This is a genomic window from Kribbella flavida DSM 17836 (assembly GCF_000024345.1).
Taxonomy (GTDB): Bacteria; Actinomycetota; Actinomycetes; order Propionibacteriales; family Kribbellaceae; genus Kribbella; species Kribbella flavida.
This window is the reverse complement of sequence record NC_013729.1, coordinates 7,042,895-7,060,941: the sequence shown is the minus strand read 5'-3', so window position 1 is coordinate 7,060,941 and position 18,047 is coordinate 7,042,895. Positions and strand designations below refer to the sequence as shown.

At 69.6% G+C, this 18,047-nt stretch carries 21 protein-coding genes and 2 pseudogenes; 10 read left to right on the top strand and 13 right to left on the bottom strand.

Annotated elements, in window-relative coordinates; translation table 11 throughout:
* Positions 1 to 323: 323 nt before the first annotated feature.
* Both KFLA_RS32765 and KFLA_RS32760 read right to left on the bottom strand, forming a co-directional pair.
* Entirely contained in the window at positions 324 to 1,178 is an 855-nt protein-coding gene (locus tag KFLA_RS32765; RefSeq protein ID WP_012924142.1) for an alpha/beta hydrolase, read from the bottom strand.
* Complete coding sequence (locus tag KFLA_RS32760) at positions 1,175 to 1,759, bottom strand: GNAT family N-acetyltransferase (RefSeq protein WP_012924141.1); 585 nt, start codon at positions 1,757 to 1,759, stop codon at positions 1,175 to 1,177. The genes KFLA_RS32765 and KFLA_RS32760 overlap by 4 nt, the downstream gene beginning before the upstream one ends.
* Before the next feature lie 101 nt (positions 1,760 to 1,860).
* On the opposite strand from KFLA_RS32760, the gene KFLA_RS32755 reads away from it, so the two are divergent.
* On the top strand, positions 1,861 to 2,778 hold the full coding sequence (locus KFLA_RS32755) for a GntR family transcriptional regulator (protein ID WP_012924140.1): 918 nt from the start codon (positions 1,861 to 1,863) through the stop codon (positions 2,776 to 2,778).
* Positions 2,771 to 3,442, top strand: a complete 672-nt coding sequence (locus KFLA_RS32750; protein WP_237706648.1) for an aminoglycoside phosphotransferase family protein — start codon at positions 2,771 to 2,773, stop codon at positions 3,440 to 3,442. Before KFLA_RS32755 ends, KFLA_RS32750 begins: the two co-directional genes overlap by 8 nt.
* 185 nt (positions 3,443 to 3,627) lie before the next feature.
* On the opposite strand, the pseudogene KFLA_RS39795 reads toward KFLA_RS32750, so the two are convergent.
* Positions 3,628 to 3,837, bottom strand: a pseudogene (locus KFLA_RS39795) (class I SAM-dependent methyltransferase); the annotation flags it as partial.
* Positions 3,838 to 3,994: 157 nt separating this feature from the next.
* Between KFLA_RS39795 and KFLA_RS32745 the strand changes: the two are divergent.
* Entirely contained in the window at positions 3,995 to 4,639 is a 645-nt protein-coding gene (locus tag KFLA_RS32745; RefSeq protein ID WP_012924138.1) for a class I SAM-dependent methyltransferase, read from the top strand.
* Here the strand turns inward: KFLA_RS32745 and KFLA_RS32740 are convergent.
* The 4 genes from KFLA_RS32740 to KFLA_RS32720 all read right to left on the bottom strand — a co-directional run bounded on the left by KFLA_RS32740 (position 4,620) and on the right by KFLA_RS32720 (position 10,355).
* On the bottom strand, positions 4,620 to 6,830 hold the full coding sequence (locus KFLA_RS32740; RefSeq protein ID WP_041289591.1) for a hypothetical protein: 2,211 nt from the start codon (positions 6,828 to 6,830) through the stop codon (positions 4,620 to 4,622). The two genes, KFLA_RS32745 and KFLA_RS32740, sit on opposite strands and share 20 nt — an antisense overlap.
* A gap of 421 nt (positions 6,831 to 7,251) precedes the next feature.
* The gene (locus KFLA_RS32730) at positions 7,252 to 8,406 is read right to left on the bottom strand and encodes an MFS transporter (RefSeq protein ID WP_012924136.1); all 1,155 of its coding nucleotides are present in this window, start codon (positions 8,404 to 8,406) and stop codon (positions 7,252 to 7,254) included.
* Between the two features lie 90 nt (positions 8,407 to 8,496).
* The gene (locus KFLA_RS32725) at positions 8,497 to 9,615 is read right to left on the bottom strand and encodes a Gfo/Idh/MocA family protein (protein ID WP_012924135.1); all 1,119 of its coding nucleotides are present in this window, start codon (positions 9,613 to 9,615) and stop codon (positions 8,497 to 8,499) included.
* Positions 9,615 to 10,355 carry an SDR family NAD(P)-dependent oxidoreductase gene (locus KFLA_RS32720; RefSeq protein ID WP_012924134.1) on the bottom strand — a complete coding sequence of 247 codons (741 nt, stop codon included), beginning with the start codon at positions 10,353 to 10,355 and terminating at the stop codon, positions 9,615 to 9,617. The genes KFLA_RS32725 and KFLA_RS32720 overlap by 1 nt, the downstream gene beginning before the upstream one ends.
* A 115-nt stretch (positions 10,356 to 10,470) precedes the next feature.
* Here KFLA_RS32720 and KFLA_RS32715 point away from each other — a divergent pair, with 115 nt between their 5' ends.
* The 3 genes and pseudogenes from KFLA_RS32715 to KFLA_RS39165 all read left to right on the top strand — a co-directional run.
* Complete coding sequence (locus KFLA_RS32715) at positions 10,471 to 11,100, top strand: TetR/AcrR family transcriptional regulator (protein WP_012924133.1); 630 nt, start codon at positions 10,471 to 10,473, stop codon at positions 11,098 to 11,100.
* A 179-nt stretch (positions 11,101 to 11,279) separates the two neighbouring features.
* Positions 11,280 to 11,477 (top strand): hypothetical protein, encoded by a 198-nt coding sequence (locus KFLA_RS39170; protein WP_237706647.1) that lies wholly within the window; start codon positions 11,280 to 11,282, stop codon positions 11,475 to 11,477.
* 135 nt (positions 11,478 to 11,612) lie between these two features.
* A pseudogene (locus KFLA_RS39165) lies at positions 11,613 to 11,990 on the top strand (DinB family protein); the annotation flags it as partial.
* A 72-nt stretch (positions 11,991 to 12,062) separates the two neighbouring features.
* Here KFLA_RS39165 and KFLA_RS32705 read toward each other — a convergent pair.
* The 4 genes from KFLA_RS32705 to KFLA_RS32690 all read right to left on the bottom strand — a co-directional run bounded on the left by KFLA_RS32705 (position 12,063) and on the right by KFLA_RS32690 (position 14,093).
* A complete protein-coding gene (locus KFLA_RS32705) occupies positions 12,063 to 12,392 on the bottom strand; it encodes a nucleoside triphosphate pyrophosphohydrolase family protein (protein WP_012924132.1) in 330 nt (109 codons plus the stop codon).
* Between the two features lie 36 nt (positions 12,393 to 12,428).
* Positions 12,429 to 12,716, bottom strand: coding sequence for a DUF1905 domain-containing protein (locus KFLA_RS32700; protein WP_012924131.1), 288 nt, complete (start codon positions 12,714 to 12,716; stop codon positions 12,429 to 12,431).
* A 50-nt stretch (positions 12,717 to 12,766) separates the two neighbouring features.
* Positions 12,767 to 13,615 (bottom strand): alpha/beta fold hydrolase, encoded by an 849-nt coding sequence (locus KFLA_RS32695; protein ID WP_012924130.1) that lies wholly within the window; start codon positions 13,613 to 13,615, stop codon positions 12,767 to 12,769.
* Positions 13,616 to 13,676: 61 nt separating this feature from the next.
* On the bottom strand, positions 13,677 to 14,093 hold the full coding sequence (locus KFLA_RS32690; RefSeq protein WP_012924129.1) for a DUF4232 domain-containing protein: 417 nt from the start codon (positions 14,091 to 14,093) through the stop codon (positions 13,677 to 13,679).
* Positions 14,094 to 14,183: 90 nt separating this feature from the next.
* On the opposite strand from KFLA_RS32690, the gene KFLA_RS32685 reads away from it, so the two are divergent.
* On the top strand, positions 14,184 to 14,558 hold the full coding sequence (locus tag KFLA_RS32685) for a nuclear transport factor 2 family protein (protein WP_012924128.1): 375 nt from the start codon (positions 14,184 to 14,186) through the stop codon (positions 14,556 to 14,558).
* 75 nt (positions 14,559 to 14,633) lie between these two features.
* Complete coding sequence (locus tag KFLA_RS32680) at positions 14,634 to 15,314, top strand: HAD family hydrolase (RefSeq protein WP_012924127.1); 681 nt, start codon at positions 14,634 to 14,636, stop codon at positions 15,312 to 15,314.
* Positions 15,315 to 15,363: 49 nt separating this feature from the next.
* Here KFLA_RS32680 and KFLA_RS32675 read toward each other — a convergent pair whose 3' ends face one another.
* Positions 15,364 to 15,738, bottom strand: coding sequence for a VOC family protein (locus KFLA_RS32675; RefSeq protein ID WP_012924126.1), 375 nt, complete (start codon positions 15,736 to 15,738; stop codon positions 15,364 to 15,366).
* Positions 15,739 to 15,954: 216 nt separating this feature from the next.
* Here KFLA_RS32675 and KFLA_RS32670 point away from each other — a divergent pair, with 216 nt between their 5' ends.
* Positions 15,955 to 16,368 (top strand): VOC family protein, encoded by a 414-nt coding sequence (locus KFLA_RS32670; RefSeq protein ID WP_012924125.1) that lies wholly within the window; start codon positions 15,955 to 15,957, stop codon positions 16,366 to 16,368.
* A gap of 132 nt (positions 16,369 to 16,500) precedes the next feature.
* Positions 16,501 to 17,004 carry a DinB family protein gene (locus KFLA_RS32665; RefSeq protein WP_012924124.1) on the top strand — a complete coding sequence of 168 codons (504 nt, stop codon included), beginning with the start codon at positions 16,501 to 16,503 and terminating at the stop codon, positions 17,002 to 17,004.
* 23 nt (positions 17,005 to 17,027) lie between these two features.
* Here KFLA_RS32665 and KFLA_RS32660 read toward each other — a convergent pair whose 3' ends face one another.
* Entirely contained in the window at positions 17,028 to 17,996 is a 969-nt protein-coding gene (locus KFLA_RS32660; protein WP_012924123.1) for a 2-hydroxyacid dehydrogenase, read from the bottom strand.
* Positions 17,997 to 18,047 lie beyond the last annotated feature (51 nt).

Here is an 18,047-nt window from a genome sequence, read left to right as displayed (position 1 = left end):
ATCGGCAAAGTCGGTCAAACATAGCGAAGGTCCAGGCCCCAGCCGGCGCCGACGTGGATTCAACTGGTCAACCCGGCGCACAGGGCGCTTCGGGTTCGCGTCGATCACAGGGCGTGCTTGACAGGTCAGCTCGAGGCGGTGAAGCCCTCAGAGAGGTCCAGTGGGAATGGCGAGCCGGGGCGGTCTGGACTCCATCCGCGTCGACGGCCGAGCTGGATGGCGTGAGCAACCAGACCGGCGGCGAGGACGTCCGCTGCGGCAAGGCCTTCGCGCCCACCCGCACCGCCGAGCATAATCACCGCTCGGGATCGGGATCCGGCCGCTTACATCTGGGCGAGGTCTTCGAGGATGTCGACCAGGTCGGGGCGGTCGAACGGGCCGACGTGGGGGGCGTCGATGCTGCGGACGTCGGTCGGGTTGTCCGGGGTGAGGCGGTCGGCCTCGGCGATGAAGCGGTCCTGCAGGGCGAGCGGGATCAACCGGTCCTGGGTGAACCGCACGTACGTGCGCGGGATCCGGCCCCAGGACTCCGCCCGGCCGCGGGCCTCGGCGTGCGGGATGGTCGCGCTCTCGTCCGGTTCGAGCCGGTTGAGCAGCCGACTCACCTCCGCGTCGGTGAAGCCGCCGGCCAGGCACTGCCGGACGCCCTCGAAAACCGCGGGGTCGGCCGAGCGCCAGTTCAGTCTGGTGACCCCCAGCACTGCCGGGTCGGCGACGATCGCGGCCTGCACCAGGGGCAACAGGCTCTCGGCGTTCTCGGGCGTCTCGAGGTACGCGGTCAAGCTCGGCAGGTCCACGCAGCAGTACGCCGCCAGGTAGACGACCCGATCCAGCAGTTCCGGTACGGCGTTGCCCACTCTGCTGAGCGTGACGCCGCCCTGGCTGGCGCCGGCGAGGATCACCGGCCCCTGGCGGCGCGCCCGGCGTACGACGTCCACGACGCGCTCGACGTAGTCGTCGATGGTGACGTCGGCCAGCGGTGACGGCTCGGTGGCGAGCGCGCCGAGATCCTGCGGCGCCTGGTACGAGCGCGGGTAGAACGCTTCCTCACCATGACCGGGCAGGTCGAGCGCCACGCTCCGAACTCCTCGCAGGGTCAGCTCCCTGACCAGTCCCGCACACCACAACGAGGACGAGTTGGTTCCGTGCACGATCAGGACGGTGGGTCGAGTTGTCATCGGTTGATCTCCTTCTTCTGGGGGAGGCGCGCCATCGGCCACAGCAGCGGACCGTCCGCCACTTGCACCGGTGCGCCGAAGTCGTGGAATCCGTGGCGCAGGTACAGAGCACGGCTTCCTGGTGAGCTGGCTTCCAGGTACGCCGTGACGTCGCCTGCCTCGTCCAGCCGGTGCTGCAGCAACGCCGAGCCGAGCCCGGTGCCGCGGCGACCGGCCGTGACGCCCATGCAGGACAGGTAGAGGTACGGCGCGACAGGGTGCCGCACTGCGAGAGCCGCGCCCAGGGCCCGCAACCGCGCCCCGGCCGGTCCGAAGGCCGCCTCCAGGTCGGGCTCCGAGCCGTCGCCGGAGGGCGTCGCCTCCGAACTCGTTGTCCTCCACAACGCAGCGCCGGCCTCGCCGTCGATCAGGTACGCCTCGACGCACGGGTCGGCGAGCTGGGAGCGGTAGAAGCGCGCTTGCAGGTGGGCCCGTTCGGCGGCGTCCGGGAAGAGCCACCCGACCAGTGGATCGTCCTGGAACGCCTCGGTGAGGACGTCCACCACGGTGGTGAAGTCTGCGTCAGTGGCCTGCGTGATCATGCGTACACCGTATCTACGAATTCGCCGCTGCCGAGCTCGATCGTTCAGCATCAAGAGAAAAGTGTTCTGCAGAGGGCAAAGTGAACTAGTACACTTGAGGGATGAGCTCTCCGTACCAGCGCATCCTCGGACAGTTGCGGGCGAGGATCGTCGCGGGTGACCTGCGGCCCGGCGACCGCGTGCCGTCGGTGCGGCAGATCGCTCAGAACGAGGGCGTGGCGATCTCGACCGCGACCAAGGTGATCGCGCGGCTGCGCGACGACGGGCTGGTTGAGACCACGGTCGGCTCCGGGACCGTCGTCAGCCACCGCTCGCTACCGAAGAGCCCTGGGCGTCGCCGGAGAACTCAGCAGGGCCTGACCCGCACGCGCGTCCTCCGGGCCGCGGTGGCGGTCGCGGATGCCGAGGGCCTCGACGCGGTGTCGATGCGACGGCTGGCGGTCGAGCTGGACGTCGGGCCGATGTCGCTGTACCGGCACGTCAAGGGCAAGGACGAACTGCTGGCCCAGATGGCCGACGAGGTTTTCGGTGAGTGCGAGCTTCCCGACCAAGGGCCGGCCGGCTGGCGCGCCAAGCTCGAACTGATCGCCCGCCGGCAGTGGGACCTGTGCCGGCGGCACCTCTGGCTGCCCAGGGCGATCTCGTTCACCCGGCCGGTCCTGATGCCGAACATGATGGCGCAGACCGAGTGGACCCTGCGGGCGCTGGACGGCCTCGGCCTGCCGATCGCGACGGTCACGCGCGAAGCGCTCACGCTGCACGCGCTGGTCGTCACGGCCGGACTCTCCCTGGCCGACGAGATCGAAGCGGAGCAGGAGACCGGTGTGAGCCTCGACATGTGGTGGCTCGGCCAGCGGGATCGGGCCGGTGAACTGCTCGCGCGCTTCCCCCTGCTGGCCCGCACCCCGGCGCACACCGCGGCGGACCTGGACGGGATGTTCGAGTACAGCCTCGCGCGGCACCTCGACGGCTTCGCCGCCCTGCTGGCCGGTTCCGGGGCGGCAGATGACGGTGAATGACGCAGAGGTGGCGATCGGGGTTCCGGAGCCGTTCGTGCGGGAGATCAGCGAGCGGGAGGGCGAGCCGGGCACAGCGTGGCTCGACGTGCTGCCCGGCCTGGTCGATCACGCTCTCGCGCAGTGGGAGCTCACGCTGTCGGGTGCGACGATGCACGGCGCGGTCGGCATCGTCGTACCGGTACGCCGGGCCGACGGAGCCGCTGCTGTCCTGAAGATCTCGTTTCCCCATCCTGGCAACGTCGCCGAACCGAAGGCGCTCGCGGCGTGGGCGGGGCGTGGTGCGGTGCGGTTGCTGGAGCACGATGCCGGGATCTTCGCGATGGTGCTGGAGAAGGCGGGCAGCGACTGCTTGGCACACCTGGCCGACGCCGTCGAGCGAGTGGTTGTCGCGGGACGCTTGAACCGCCGGCTGGCGGTGCCTGCGCCGGAGGGTCTTGTCAACCTGCTCCGCGATCGGTGGCATCTCATCGCGCGCGAGGCGGATCTGGTGCAGACGTTGACGTATCAGTTGGCAGCCTTCGCCGAGGCGGCTGAGCTGGAGCGGGAGCGGGTTGTGCGGTGGGTGCAAGCGTGCGCGGTCAAGGATGCGCTCTGGAGCGTGGAGTTCCGCGAGCCGTCCGAACGAGCCGCGATCAACAAGATCGTTGCCGGCATCGCCTGCTGACGGACGTGCCGACCGCAGGGACCGGTGGGGTCAGGAGCCGAAGTCGACCGGGTCGGTACGGCGGCCCGCGCGGAAGGCGTCGAGATGCTCTGATGCACAGGTCGAAGTACGCCGGCGGGAACGGATGGACCTGGGCGTCGGCGTGCTGGTAGGCGACGTTGGACAGTCCCTGGTCGTCCTGAGCTGACGGCCTGTTCGAGCATCGGGACGGAGAGGTCGACGCCGACCGCACTACCGGATGCGGTGACTCGTGCCGCCTCGCGCGTGGTCTGGCCAGTGCCACAGCCGATGTCGAGCACGCGGTCACCGGGACCGACGCGGGTTGCGGCGCGGAGGAGTTCGTTGTGCCGGCGCAGTTCCGCGTCGTAGTCGAACAGCTCGGACAGCTCCGTCACCGGATCCCCTCACGTCAGTGTCGATGCTTGCGGTGTCGGCGCGGTCGACCTAGCCATCACTCGCGCTCCTCCCGCTCTCCATCATGCCTAGCCGGCCCGGCCGTGCCCAGTGGCTGCTCCGCCTGCAGCGGACCTACTGCGTGTCATAGTTCTGAAGATGCCGACTGATCTCAAGCGACGGTGGAATCACAACACGCACTATCACCGACTGGTTCTTGCGGCGTTGCCGGCGAACGCCCGGTCCGCGTTGGATGTGGGGACGGGGGACGGGTTGCTGGCGACGGACTTGCGCGAGCGGGTGCCGGAAGTTGTTGCCATCGACCCCGATGCCGCCGTGTTGGAACGAGCCAGGGCGAGTGAGGCGGACGTGCAGTGGCTGCACGGGGACGTGATGACACAGTCGCTCCCGCTCGCGCACTTCGATCTGGTGGGCACCATCGCGACTGTGCACCACTTGCCGGACCTGGCCGACGGCCTCAGCCGCTTCGCTGAGCTCACCGCCCCGGGCGGAAGCGTCGTGGTGGTCGGATGCGCTCGAGCGTCGACAGTCAGCGACTACCTGGTCGAGGGGGTCGGGATCCTGCAGCACCAGGTGCTGTCCCGAACGCGCGGCTACTGGCAGCACTCTGCGCCGGTCGAGATGCGGTTCCCGCACACCTATTCCGAGGTACGCAGCATCGCGACCGCCACTCTTCCCGGCGTCCGGTGGCGACGACTGCCGTTGTTCCGCTACCTGCTCCACTGGACCCGACCCGCTGAGCTCGGGCGCGGTGCGTACGCCGTCAGCCGGAGGTTCGGGTGAAGACGACCATGCCGCGGTCCAGTTGTCCTCGGGTGAAGCCCGTGCAGCTGTCGAGGGCGTCCGCGATCAGGTCCTCGGCGATGACCGAGTTGAGGTCGGACTGCTGCAAGGATCGGCACTGCATGCGGCGGAACGCGGCGTTGCCCGTGTCGTTGGGGTCGCCGGACCACGGGCGCCGGGCCATCAGTTCCTGCGGGACGGCCAGGACCGAGGCGTTGGGCAGGCCGGTTCTCAGTGCCGCCACGTTGCCGGAGGTGAAGAACAAGCCGACCGGCTTGCGCGCGTCGGCGCTCACGTCGCGGATGAGCTGCGCCTGTTGCTCGTCGACGACCGGCCGCGGGCCGTGCGCCGTGCTCCGGAAATCGCTGTCGGGGGAGAAGCCACCGGTGAGGCGCTTCAGGTTCGTCTCCGGCCACGGCGCCTTCATCACGGTGGTGGCGCACAGGGCAGCGGGAAGGCAGCACAGCAGGACCGCGTAGGCCAGGCGAGGGGTGAGGCGCCGGACCTGCACGGCCCTGGCGGCCCCGATCAGCAGCCAGATGGCGGCGACGCTGGCCGGGATGAGGAAGAACTGGAGCTGGCCGAGGCTGCTGGACCGGCCCACGTAGTACGGGAACATCAGCAGACCCCACGCGCCGAAGTACAGGCCGCCGGTGGCCGCCACCGACATGGCGGCAGGGCCTCGCCAGACGACGGGGAAGGCGCTGGCGGTGCCCGCCACCAGGACGAAGAGCACGAAGACGTAGTTGCCGTACGGCGGCATGGGCAGCTGCGCGAAGCCGTTGGCGAACTCCAGCACGAAGCCCGCCCAGTACTCCGGCCGCAACGAACCACCGGCGAGCGCCAGGACGCCGGCGTACACCACGACAACGCCGATCCACGCGGCCGCGAAGTACCCGAGGGCGCGCCACCCTGCGCGCAGCGCGACCAGGAGCAGCGCGGCCGCGACGGTGGCCGGCACCCCGGACTCGATGTTGTGCAGCGCGGCGAGGCAGGAGATGACCCCGACCCAGATCCAGCGGCTCCGCGCCTGCATCCGCGAGGCGGCGAGCAACAGGACGACTCCCAGCAGCACCGGCAACAGGGACCGTTCCGGGATGGTCTGGAACAGGCGCTGGACTCCGGCGGGAGTCAGGCCGTCCGGGCTGCTCGGTTTCATCAGCAGGACGGGAATCACCAGCAGCGGCGCGAGCGCACGTCGCCCGCGGGGGAGCATCATGGCCGCGGCAACGCACAACGCGACGACGGTGATCACGCTGAGCACCGAGAGGTAGGACATGATCCACCACTCGACGTCGGCTGCCACCAGCGACCGGAACGGGATCAGTGGCAGGCCAAGCATCCCGCCGTACTGCGGGACGTAGTCGGACAGCGGAAAGCTGCCGGCCACTGGTCCGAGCAGCTCGTCGATGTTGCGTGCGGCGTGGTACGGGTCGTACATGCCGCGGGGGGTCTGCCACAGAGCCGGCAAGTACAGCACCAGGCCGAGCGCCACGACCGCCGGCCACAGGAAGGGCACTGCACCTCGGGACCACGGGCCGACGGCGAAGACCAGGAGCGGGACCAGGGCAACCGCCAGGAGCAGGTTCGCCGGACCGAATCCGATCCAGCCGTCAACCCACGCGGCCGAGTACGCCACACCGGCCGTGCCGGCCACCGTCAGGAAGAGGACCGGCCAGGACTCCAGCAGGCGCCGTACTGGTCGCTTGATCAGGGCGAGCACCAAGCCCAAGGAGCCGGCGATCACCAGGGCCGCGATCCAGACCAGCTTGTCGCGGACCTCGAACACCGGATCCACGTCACGTCGGTTCAGGTCCGTGCTTCCCGTGGCGGTCGCGTACGCCCAGCCGGTGAGCAGCAGTACCGCCGCGACCGTCAGGAAAGCAGCGCCCGCCGTGGCCAGCAGCACCGCCTGCGCCGACGTCGTCTCGCCCGCGGAGTCTCCGGTCGGCACGAAGCGCGGTGGTCCCGGCCGCCGCCGGCCGGAGGCCGCGTCGTCGCGCTCGACCGGGGCTTGCTTGACTCCGTGCTCAACGGGCTTCTCTTCGCGCTCGACCGGAGCGTCGTCCCCGTCGGCGGGGAAGGACGCAGGCGGCTTCTCGGCAGACTCGATGCCGCCTCCTACAGCAGTCAGCGCCGGCGCGGCGCCACGGTCCTTCGGACGGTACCGGCCGACGTCATCGCGAGGCAAGGAATCCCCCGGCGTGCCCCTCGGGCAGTCAGCGTCCAGGCCGGCACACCGGAACAGGAGGACCTCGCGAGTGGCTACGGGGGTTTCGTCCGACACCACTCATAGCCGAGTTCTGACACCAACTGGGCGGGATCAGCGCCAGCGATGTTGGTCTGCATCGACACCACCACCCGTGCCCGGCAGCGGTCAGTAGAAGGCTTCGATGCGGTAATGAGATCGGAACGCGGTCCACCCCTCGGCCCCGACTCGTTGACGGGAGAACCTGATTACTCTCGCGACCGCGGCCTCGAGGTTGTCGTAGCGGATCTTCCCGATCGGGACTCCACCGAGGACCTGGTACGCGGGGGCGTGGCCCTCGAAGAACGCTTCTCGCCCGGCGGACGCACTGGTCCTGTGCACGGCCTTGGGCGGCGGAGGCTGGTCAGGATGAGGCCACCGGCCATGGCTGCGATGGCGCCGACCAGCAGTGTGTGGTGGGCGAGGTGCTGTCAGCGAGAGTCCCGCCGATACCGGCCCCAACGGCGATGGCGACGTTGCAGACGGTGACGATGACACCGCTGACTTGTTCCACGCGAGTTGGTTCGGTTCGAGCGCTCCAGCTGAGCACGGTGGTTGGGACGCCACCAAAGCCGAGGCCCCACGCTGCTGCGGCGACGAAGGGCAGTGCAGTCGAGCCACTGGCGGCGTACGTGAGCAGCATTCCCGCACCGATGACGACCGGGAAGAGCAGGAGGCCGATTCTCGGCGCTCGGTCGGCAAGCAGGCCCGCCAGGAGGGTGCCGAGAAAGTTGGCGATGCCGAAGACGAGCAGCAACAGAGCGAAGGCGCCGGCGTCGAGGTTCGAGAGCGTCTCGGTGGCCGGTCGGATATAGGTGAACCCGCTGAAGTGACCGCTGAAGACGAGCAGGATTCCGAGGAGGCCGGCCAGCACGACCCCGGAGCGCAGCACAGCACCGAGTGCCTTGATGCTGCTGGCGCTGACGGGCTCGACATGTGGCAACGTGGTTGCCTGGACGATCAGCGCGATCGCTGCTGCGCCGGCACCTACGACGAAGACCGCGCGCCAACCCCAGGCGTCCCCCAGGTAGGCGCCGATCGGCACGGCTGCGACAGTCGCGAGGGCGACGCCGGTGTTGATGACGGTCAGAGCGCGGCCGAGTCGTTCGGGGTTCACCAGGTGCGAGGCCACGGCGGTGGCCATCGCCCAGAAACCACCGAGCGCGATCCCGAGCAGGATTCGTGCGAGGAGGAGTACGGCGAGGTTGGGAGCGATCGCGACGATGAGGTTCGAGGCGATGGCGAGCAGGGTGAGGCCGATCATCACGCGGCGCCGGTCGGCGCGGGGCAGCACGACGGCGATGAGGAAAGCCGATGCCGCGGCCGCGAAGGCGGTCACGCTCACGGTCTGTCCGGCGACGCCTGCTGAGACGTCGAGGCCACCGGCGATGCGGGGCAGCAGTCCCGCGGGAAGGAACGCGGCCGTGATGAGAGCGAAGATGCCCAGGCCAAGCGCGATGACGCCGGGCCAGTTCTCGGTCTTGGCGGCTGTCGGGGATGGATCGGCATGGGTAGTCACGGTCGGTCCTTTGCATGGGTCGACGTGATGCGGCCGTAGCCGCCCTGAGCGGCCGGGAGTTCGGCCACTCGGGCGAAGGTGTTGCTCGGTTCAGAGGAAGATACGGCGACCGGTCGCCGCGGACTCGGTGATCGCGTCCAGGAGGCGGTGGCGGGTGACGGCGTGCGCGAAGTCGGGTATCTCGGTGGCGCCGCCACGCAGTTGGTGTCCGATCCGTGCGTAGGCGTGTGCCAGGGTGTGGAGGTGGGACCCCGCCAAGCGCGGGAATTCGTCGTACGCCGCAGGCAGGGTCAGTTCGGTCAGGGGGTGTCCGCCCAGGGCGCCGCGTACCGTCACGGGCGCGATGTGGGGATGGTTGCGGGCAGTGGCCTCGAGCGTCCCCCGGCTACCGTCGATCCTCAGCCAGAACCCCGGGCCGGAGGCGGTGCCGCCGCGTTGGTGCGCGGAGAGCACTGCACCCCCCGGCAGGGTGCCGGAGACTGCGATCTGGTCCACGCTGGTCATCGGCACCAGTCGTCCGGTGCCACCCAGCGGCACCCGGGGATGGCGGGTTGCCGTCGTCGCCACCACATCGACAAGCTCTCCGACCACCATCAGGACCGGATCGATGGCATGCCCGAACCCGATTCCGAGCATCGACCCGCCCTGATCCCGATCGAGGGTGTAGAGCGATCCTTCGGAGACCGGTCCACCCCACTCGGTAACGGTGGAGGAGACCGTCACCGAGAGCAACTCGCCGACGTAGCCGGCGGCAACCAAGTCACGCAGCCACCGGAAGTGTGGCGAGGACCGGCCCTGGAGGCCGACGAAGGTAGCGACACCGGCCGCCGACGCGGCCAGCTCCACCGCGTCGGAGTGGTCGACGGCGAAGGGCCACTCGCAGAAGACCGGCTTCCGAGCAGCGGTCGTAGATCGGACCAGGTCCCGGTGGCTCGGGGTCTTCACCGTGATCACGACGAGATCGACATCGTCCGAGGCCGCCAGTTGCTCGACCGAGGCGTACGACGGCGCACCGTAGCGTCGGCTGGCGGCGCGCGCCGACTCGTCCGTGCTGCCCACGAGTCCACGGAGCTCGAAACCATCGGCCGCGACCATCGCCGGAAGGTGGGCCCCGGCTCCCCAGCCGCCCGCGGCGCTCAGCCCGACGACACCGACACCAATCGGACGGTTCGTGGCGCGACCCGTGGGTGCTGACCCAAGGCTGGTCACTAGATCTGGCCCAGCCCGCCGTCGACGTAGAGGTTCGCGCCGTAGACGAAGCTGCTCTGGGGCGAGGCCAGGAAGGCGACGGCGGCGGCGATCTCGTCCGGATCCCCGGGTCGCTGAGCAGGAATGCCGGCCGCGACGCCGGCGATCATCTCCTCCCGACGGTCCCCGAAGGCGGTGTCCCACAGCGGGGTGTCCACCGGGCCCGGGGAGACGACGTTGACTCGGATGCCCCGGGGGCCGAGCTCGCTTGCCCACGCGCGGGCGTAGGCGCGGATGGCTGCCTTGGAGGCGCCGTAGGCACTCATGCCCGCGGCGCCGCCCTCAGCGGCGGTGGAACCGGTGAGCACGATCGCCGCACCGTCGTTGAGGAGCGGCAACGACTTCTGCACGGTGAAGAAGGTGCCCTTGACGTTGATGTCGAAGATCGAGTCATGGATTTCCTCGGTGAGCTCCTCCAGCCCGACCAGGGCATTGATCCCGGCGTTCGCGAACACCACGTCGAGGCCCTGGCCCCGATCCTGCACGCGCTGGTAGAGCCGGTCCACGTCGGCCGCGACGCTCACGTCGCCGGGCACCGCGGTTGCGTTGCCGATGACGGCGGCGGCCTGGTGCAACTCGGCCTCCCGGCGTCCGGTGATGAAGACATGCGCACCTTCGGCTGCCAACCGCTTGGCCGTGGCCAGGCCGATGCCAGCGTTGCCGCCGGTCACTACCGCCGTCTTGTCTTCGAACTGCCCCATCATGTGTCTCCGCTCTCGCGGGCGGCTAGAACCACCCATTTATGCACCGATCGGTACTGAATAGTGACGGTAGCACAATGCGTATCGATCGGTACATAACGGGTACGATGGCGGCATGCAGGCTCAGCAGAAGGCATCGCCCGGGCGCCCCCGCGGCTTCGACGCCGACGCGGCCCTGGAACGCGCGATGCGCGTCTTCTGGGAGCACGGGTACGAAGGCGCGAGCCTCAGCGCTCTCACCGACGCGATGGGCATCACTCGGACGAGCATGTACGCGGCGTTCGGAAACAAGGAGGAGCTCTTCCAGAAGGCTCTCCAGCGCTACACCGAAGGCCCCGCCTCGTACGCCGTCCGAGCCCGGCAACAGCCGACCGCCCGCGCGGTCGCCACAGCCTTCCTCGCCGGCGCCGTAGAGGCCACGACACATCCGGGTGATCCTGCTGGATGCATGGGCGTCCAGGCCGGTCTCGCGGTCGGAGAGGCATCCCGCCGCACCCAGGAAACCCTGGCCAACTGGCGCAACGATGCCGCCACCATGCTGCGCGAACGATTCACCCGCGCCATCGACGAGGGCGACCTCCCCGCCGACACGGACCCCGAACTCCTCGCCCGCTATCTGATGACAGTCGGGAACGGCATCGCAGTCCAAGCCGCCAGCGGCGTAGCACCCGAGACCCTCCAAGCGGTCGCAGAGCTGGCAGTGCAGAACTGGCCTACCGCCGAGCAGAGTCACCGTGACCACTGAGCCGGCCGCCGATCGATCGACCAGGCCACAGGCCCATTGCATCAACACCGCTCACACCGCGCGAGCGACTCGAACTCGTCACCATGGTCGACGCCACCAGCAACTCACGGGTGGTGTCGAGTCAGACCAACACTCCCATGCCGCCCGACCGAGTTGGTGTCAGAGCTCGACTATGAGTGGTGTCGGGCGAGACCTCCGAAGCCATCGCGAGCAATCTGCGCACAGCGGCGGACGGCAGCGCCCCTTGGCCCGGTAGTCCAGCGCGGTGGAGTAGTGCGGGCTACCATCCGGCGATGGGCGTCGACTGGAACGCAGAGCTGATCGAGCAGCTCGAGTCGCACTGGCGGCATCGGCTGCGTCTCGGCTCGATGGCCTGACCGATGATGACTACTTCTGGCAGCCGGTTCCGGTTGCTGGACAGTCAGCCGCCGAGGGGCGAGCTCGGCGCCGGTGTCACTCGGGAACGAAGACTTCACCTGGGACTTCGGTGAGGCGCGAAGTCAGAGCCGGTCACCACCATCGCCTGGCGTCTCGCGCATCTGATCGTCGGATTCGCAGAGATGAACGGCACGGACTTCGGCGGCCCGCCGGCGCACATCGCGTCGTTCGACTGTGCGGGCGACGCCCAGCAGGCGCTCCGTCAGCTCGACGACGCCCATGACACGTGGGTCGAAGGGGTGCGGCGACTCGGCGACAGAGGGCTTGCCGAGCCGCAAGGTGCATCGGTTCCGCCGGAGTTCGCCGACGCTCCGATGGCGAGGAAGGTCCTGTACACGAGTGTGGAGGTCGTTCACCACGGCGCCGAGATCTGCCTGCTCCGCGACCTCTATCGGCGCAGCCGTTCAGGGCAAGGCGGTGGATCCATACTCGGCGGGAGTTCTGGCGGCTGACGGTCGACACCGCAGCCGGTCGACCGCGATCTGCACGCGCACCTGGTGGACCTTCGGCGCAGGGACCGGCAGTCAGCGGTTGTCGCCGCTGCCGCCGAGGGCTGCCCGGGATTGCCGGTCGGCGAGTTTGGCGATGTTGCGGTGGGCGACGTCGTCCAGCGAGACGCCGAAATGGTCCGCGAGCACGGCGACGTACCAGAGCGTGTCGCCGAGTTCCTTGGTGAGGTCATCGAGGTCCCACCGGGAGAAGTCGCTGTTGTGGTCGCGGACGATCTTCTTGGCCTTTTCGGCGATCTCGCCGGTTTCGCCGACCAGTCCGAGCAGGAGATGGAACAGCTCGTTCGGCTTGTCTTTCGGGGCAGCTGTCCGCAGCGCTGCTTGTTGGTAGTCGTTCAGATTCACCGCGCCAACTCTAAGGTGAACCGCGACAACCGTCGGTCAGACGTCGATGGTGAGGTGGACGGTGATGGTGTCGCCCTCGGCCAGCGACTCGGCCTTGCGGACGGCGTCCTTGAGCGGGACCACGTAGCGGCCGTCCTTGGGGTAGAGCGACGTGGTCCAGGTGGTGCCGCCGACCTGAGCGGCGACCGGGATCATGCCCCAGCCGTAGCTGACGGAGGTGGCGGTGGCCTGGATGTCGGTCGACTCGTCGTCGGGCACGGAGACGAAGTAGAAGGGCGAGGGTCCTCGCCAGTACCAGATGTCGCCGGTGAACTGGACGTCCATGGGGGTCAGGATACGAGCCACCCCGCCGTACGCCGGACGCTGCGGCCGGGTCAGGCGAAGAAGGCCGAGACCGTGGTGGTGAAGGACCGCGGGTCGTCCAGCCAGGGGAAGTGGCCCGAGGCGGGCTGGATCGTCAGCGTGGAGTGGGGGAAGAGAGCGGCGTACTCGGTGGCGACGGGAGCCGGAACGCCGACATCGGTGCGGCCGGCGAGCACCAGGACCGGGTGCGGGAACGCCGCGAGCGCCGTACGGGTGGCCTCGGGGGTGAAGGCGTCGTCGGAGCCGTAGATCCCGGCGGCCTCGTCGTTCTTCTGGGTGGCGCCGGCGGCTTCCATGGCTTGCGCGGCGTCGTCCCAGCGGCCGTGGGAGAGCGGTGCGATGGCCTGCCAGTGGTCGGGGGCGAAGTTGCCGGCGACGATCTCCTGCAGGGCGGCGTACGCGGTGGGAAACCACGGCTCGTCCGCGCGGAGCCGGGCGGCGGCGAGGCGCTGCTCGCCGGTGATGGTGAGGCCGACGCCGAAGGCGCTGGGCGAGATCAGGGCCAGCTTGGCGACGTGCTCGGGGTGGCGGGCGGCGTACTGGACGGCCAAGTTGGTGCCGCCGGAATGGGCCAGCAGGTTCAGGCTCTCGAGGCCGAGGTGCCGGCGAAGGGCCTCGACGTCGCCGACCTGGCGGTCGCAGCGGTACGACGTGGGGTCGGCGGGGATCGCGGAGTCGCCGGTGCCGCGCAGATCGAGCTGGATCAGCGGGCAATGCGTGGCCAGGCCGCCGAGGTCGCCGAGATAGGCCGACGCCTGCATCGGGCCACCGGGGACACAGACGATCGGGGCGTCGCCGGGCGAATCGCCGAGGAGGTGATAGGCGAGCTCGGTTCCGTCGTACGTGCTGAAGGTGGGCATTCCCCGACCCTGGCAGCGGGCGCGGAGCGCGGCAACCGAGTTCTGGTACGCCGTCCGCGCGTCAGTCGGCCTTGGCGAACCAGGAGGTCGAGAGGTTCGTCGCGCCCTCCCGGGACACGGGCTGGCGTGGGCCGGTGACGGCCGCCTCGGCCTCGCAGCCGTTCCACTCCACGATCACCGTGTCGCCCGCGTTCGGGCCCGACCACGCGCTCCAGTAGACCGGGGACGTCGCCCGCTCGCCCGGTTCGAGCACGACGTAGCCGGGGATCAGCGCCTCCAGCGAGACGATCGTGGTGGTGTCGAGCTTGATGCCGTCGGTGCCGACCGGGGTGACGCCGGGTTTGCCGGTGAGCCGGACCGGGTGGTCGCTGACGTTCACCGCCTCGAGCATGCCGCGCAGGCCGTCGTCGGTGTTCTCCCAGGCGAGGGTGAAGGTGACCTCGCCGGGCGCTGCCTCGGGTACCTCGGTGGAGGACATGAGGCCAGCATGCCCGATCGGGACAGGTCCCGCCGCTCGGGCCGGTGTCCCTGCCGACGCCGCGCCGACGAGCGCGGTTAAGTTGGCGGAATGGATGCGGATGAGCTGCGGCGGATCGAACGGGCGCGGTTGCGGGCGCTGGTGGAGAAGGACGTGGTGGCGGCGGAACTGGTGCACGCCGACGACTTCCGGCTCGTGACGCCGAGCGGGTTGGTGTGGTCCAAGGAGGAGTACCTCGGCGGGATCGCGAACGGGGAGATCGACTACCGGCGGTTCGAGGCGGTGTCGGAGATCGAGGTGCTGGCCGACGGGGCGCTCGCCGTCCTGCGGTACCGGTCGGCGATCGAGATCGCGGTCAAGGGCAACGACTCGGCGAAGCTCGACGCGTGGCACCTGGACGTGTACGCCGTCGGCGACGACGGGATGTGGCGGGTCCGGTGGTCGCAGGCGACGGCGATCTCCTAGGGCGTGGTCAGGTGTTGGCGGCGGTGCCAGGGGACCGGCGTCCGGGGGGATCGAGGCGGCTGGGACAGTTGTGTAATGACGGTGGCTGAAATGCTTCGGGGGACCGAGGTTGTTCTGCTGGACTTCGACGGGCCGGTGGCGGATCTGTTTCCGCGGGGAAGTGGGAGCCGGATCGGGGATCGCGCGCGGGAACCGTTGCTGCGGGCCGGGGTGGAACTGCCGGAGGTGGTGCGGGCGACGGTGCAGCACCTGGTCGTGCTGGAGTTCGCCGGCGTCCGCGCGCCGCAGGTGGTCGAGGACGTCGAACGGGCGTCGGTCGCTGGCGAGGTCGAGGCGGCCGGCACGGCTCCGGTGACGCCGGGAGTGGTCGAGTTCCTGGACGCGTGTGCGGAGACCGGGCGCCGGGTCGTAGTAGTGAGCAACAACTGTGGGGTGGCGGTGCAGTCTTTCCTGGAGCGGGAAGGGCTGGTCGGGCGGGTCGAGGGCGTGGTCGGCCGGCCGTTCGGGCGGCCGGAGCTGATGAAGCCCAATCCGGCGCTGATCGACGGCCTGCTGCCGGAGCTCGGCGTCGCGGCGGGCCGCTGCCTGATGGTCGGGGACTCGGCGAGCGACATCGAGTTCAGCCGGCGGGTCGGGATGCCGTCGGTCGGCTACGCCAAGTCGCCCGAACGCGGAGCCGAGCTGGCCGCGGCCGGGGCAGACGCGATCGCGCACGGAATGCAACGGCTGGGCGCGGCGATCCGCGCCGTCGGCTGAGCGAACCCGCAGCACTCAGCAAGCCGGTGTCGGTGGCCGCTCGGCAGCCCTACTCGGCGCGTTCGGCGGCGCTGCGTTCGATGCAGAACTCGTTGCCTTCGGGGTCGCGCAGGGTGACCCAGCCGGGGCCGTCGGGGGTGCGGTGGTCCTCGTGCACGGTGGCGCCGAGGGCGACCAGGCGGTCGACTTCCTCGTCGCGGGTGCGCTCGTCGGGGACCCAGTCGAGGTGCACGCGGTTCTTCACCGTCTTGCCCTCCGGTACGCCGATGAACAGCAGTCCGGGCACGGGTGCCGGCGCCTCGACCAGCACTTCGTTGTCGCCCGGCGCGTCGTCGGCGGAGACCGGCCAGCCGGTCGCCTGGCTCCAGAACGTCGCCAGCTGGTAGGGATTGGCGGCGTCGACAGTGATGTGGCGAGGGATCATCGGCTCACCCTAGCCCCGGGTTCCGTGAACCGCCGGGAATTTCCGGCGGCCACTCCGCTGCGGAACGGTTGTCCAGGACAACGACTACCCACCGAGCGGGCACGGTCACGTGATGAGGTTGTCGGTGAACTGTGCTTTCGAGGCATCGCGAACCGTCGCCGCCGGGGTCTAGTGTGCGAAAGATCAGCAGGTCAGGCTCGGCAAGGGGAGTGTGTGATGGCATCTCGGCTCAATCCGTACATCGCGTTCGACGGTGCCGCGCGGGAGGCGATGGAGTTCTACCAGGGAGTCTTCGGCGGTGACCTGGTGCTGAACACCTTCGGCGAGTTCGGGGCGCCGGACTCCCCGGACGCGGACAAGATCATGCACAGCCAGCTGGAGACTCCCAGCGGCTACACGCTGATGGCGTCCGACGTCCCGGAGGGCATGGAGTTCACCCCGGGCACCAACGTGTCGGTCAGCCTGAGCGGCGACGACAGCGACGAGCTGCACGCCTACTGGGACAAGCTCGCGGACGGCGGCACGATCGGGGTGCCGCTGGAGAAGCAGATGTGGGGCGACGAGTTCGGCATGTGCGTGGACCGGTTCGGGACCGCCTGGATGGTCAACATCACCGCACCGCCCAGCTGACGGGCACCCCGAGCCCCTGCGCCTGCCCGACGGCCGGCAGGCGCAGTACTGACGATGTGCCCAAGGTAAATGAGTACTCGCGGCCGGTGACCGGGGGCTAGCGTCGGGGGAGGCGAGGATTGGGGCGCGAAGGTGAACGACGTACTGGTGGATGCGGTCCGGCACAACAACTGGGCGACGAAGAGGCTGATCGGGTTCTGCCGGGAGCAGGGGTTGTCGGTGGAGCAGCTGGAGGTGACCGGGGTCGGGACGTACGGCGGGATCCTGGCGACGCTGGAGCACGTCGTGCGGTGTGACGGGAGTTATGTGCGGCGGCTGGCGCAGCGGGAGCTCGAGTTCGTCGACAGCGCGGAGACGCCGGACTTCGAACTGCTGGCGCGGTGGAACGACGTGGCCGGCGCGGTCTGGGAGCAGGTGCTGGGTGGACCGATCGAGGTCGAGCGGGTGGTCATCGTCGACAACGGCACCCGGGGTACGCGGGCCGGTATCTTCATCGCCCAGGCGTTGAACCACGCCAACCACCACCGCGAACAGGTCTGCGCGATCCTCACCGGCTTCGGCATCGGGCCGCCGGACATCCAGGCGTGGGAGTACGCCTGGCAAACCGGCCGGATCTGGGACCTCGATCCCGCCTGATCACCGACGCTGAAGATCGGGCGTCAGTTCGTCCGGCGGACGAGGTCGGCCGATTCCTGGACCGGGGTGACGGGGGTGCCGTGCTCGAACCAGCTGACCAGGTTGTCGACGACCAGGCGGCCCATCGCGTCGCGGGTCGGGACGGTGGCGGAGCCGACGTGGGGGAGCAGGACGGCGTTGTCGAGCTCCAGCAGGCCGGGATGGACCTCGGGTTCGTGCTCGAAGACGTCGAGACCGGCGCTTTGGATCGTGCCGGAGCGCAGCGCCTCGACGAGCGCGTGCTCGTCGACGACGGAGCCGCGGGCGACGTTGACCAGGATGCCGTCGGGGCCGAGAGCCTGCAGCACCTCGGCGTTCACCAGGTGCCGGGTCTCGTCGCCGCCGGGGATCACGATCATCAGGATGTCGCTCGCCGCGGCCAGCTCGACCGGCGTCGGGTAGTAGTCGTAGTCGACGTCCTTGCGATGACGGTTGTGGTAGGCAACGGAAATCCCGAACGCCGTGGCGCGGTGGGCGATCGCCTCGCCGATCCGGCCGAGCCCGAGAATGCCCATCCTCCGGCCGGTCAAGGTTGCCTTGGTCAACGGGTACGGCCGCTCGTGCCAATGTCCGTCGCGCAGGTGGCGCTCGGCCTGCGGCAGTTCCCGCGCGGTCATCAGCAGCAGGCCCAGCGCGGTGTCGGCGACCTCGTCGTCCAGCACGCCGGGGGTGTTCGTCACCACGACGCCGCGCTCGGCCGCCGCGGCCGCGTCGATCTGGTCGTAGCCGACGCCGAAGCTCGCGACGATCTGCACGGCCGGCACCCGGTCCAGGAAGGCGCCGTCGATCGGCGTCCCGCCGGTGGCGACGGCGACGACGTCCTTGCCCCGCTCGGCCAGGACGACGTCCGGGTCGTCGGCCTCCCAGAGCCGGAGCACCTCGAAGCCGCCGGCCAGACCGTCCGCGACCGAGCGGTTCATCGGGCCGGGCATCAACACGAGCGGGCGGGGCATCGGATCTCCCTGGGGTCGGCTGCGTCCGGGCCAGCCTATTTCGCGGCGCGG

Bases quoted from the DNA above. Each gene is read 5' to 3' on its own strand.
- KFLA_RS32765 (WP_012924142.1), bottom strand. From the start codon at position 1,178: ATGACAACTCGACCCACCGTCCTGATCGTGCACGGAACCAACTCGTCC.
- KFLA_RS32760 (WP_012924141.1), bottom strand. From the start codon at position 1,759: ATGATCACGCAGGCCACTGACGCAGACTTCACCACCGTGGTGGACGTC.
- KFLA_RS32755 (WP_012924140.1), top strand. From the start codon at position 1,861: ATGAGCTCTCCGTACCAGCGCATCCTCGGACAGTTGCGGGCGAGGATC.
- KFLA_RS32745 (WP_012924138.1), top strand. From the start codon at position 3,995: ATGCCGACTGATCTCAAGCGACGGTGGAATCACAACACGCACTATCAC.
- KFLA_RS32720 (WP_012924134.1), bottom strand. From the start codon at position 10,355: ATGGGGCAGTTCGAAGACAAGACGGCGGTAGTGACCGGCGGCAACGCT.
- KFLA_RS32715 (WP_012924133.1), top strand. From the start codon at position 10,471: ATGCAGGCTCAGCAGAAGGCATCGCCCGGGCGCCCCCGCGGCTTCGAC.
- KFLA_RS32700 (WP_012924131.1), bottom strand. From the start codon at position 12,716: ATGGACGTCCAGTTCACCGGCGACATCTGGTACTGGCGAGGACCCTCG.
- KFLA_RS32695 (WP_012924130.1), bottom strand. From the start codon at position 13,615: ATGCCCACCTTCAGCACGTACGACGGAACCGAGCTCGCCTATCACCTC.
- KFLA_RS32690 (WP_012924129.1), bottom strand. From the start codon at position 14,093: ATGTCCTCCACCGAGGTACCCGAGGCAGCGCCCGGCGAGGTCACCTTC.
- KFLA_RS32685 (WP_012924128.1), top strand. From the start codon at position 14,184: ATGGATGCGGATGAGCTGCGGCGGATCGAACGGGCGCGGTTGCGGGCG.
- KFLA_RS32680 (WP_012924127.1), top strand. From the start codon at position 14,634: ATGACGGTGGCTGAAATGCTTCGGGGGACCGAGGTTGTTCTGCTGGAC.
- KFLA_RS32675 (WP_012924126.1), bottom strand. From the start codon at position 15,738: ATGATCCCTCGCCACATCACTGTCGACGCCGCCAATCCCTACCAGCTG.
- KFLA_RS32670 (WP_012924125.1), top strand. From the start codon at position 15,955: ATGGCATCTCGGCTCAATCCGTACATCGCGTTCGACGGTGCCGCGCGG.
- KFLA_RS32660 (WP_012924123.1), bottom strand. From the start codon at position 17,996: ATGCCCCGCCCGCTCGTGTTGATGCCCGGCCCGATGAACCGCTCGGTC.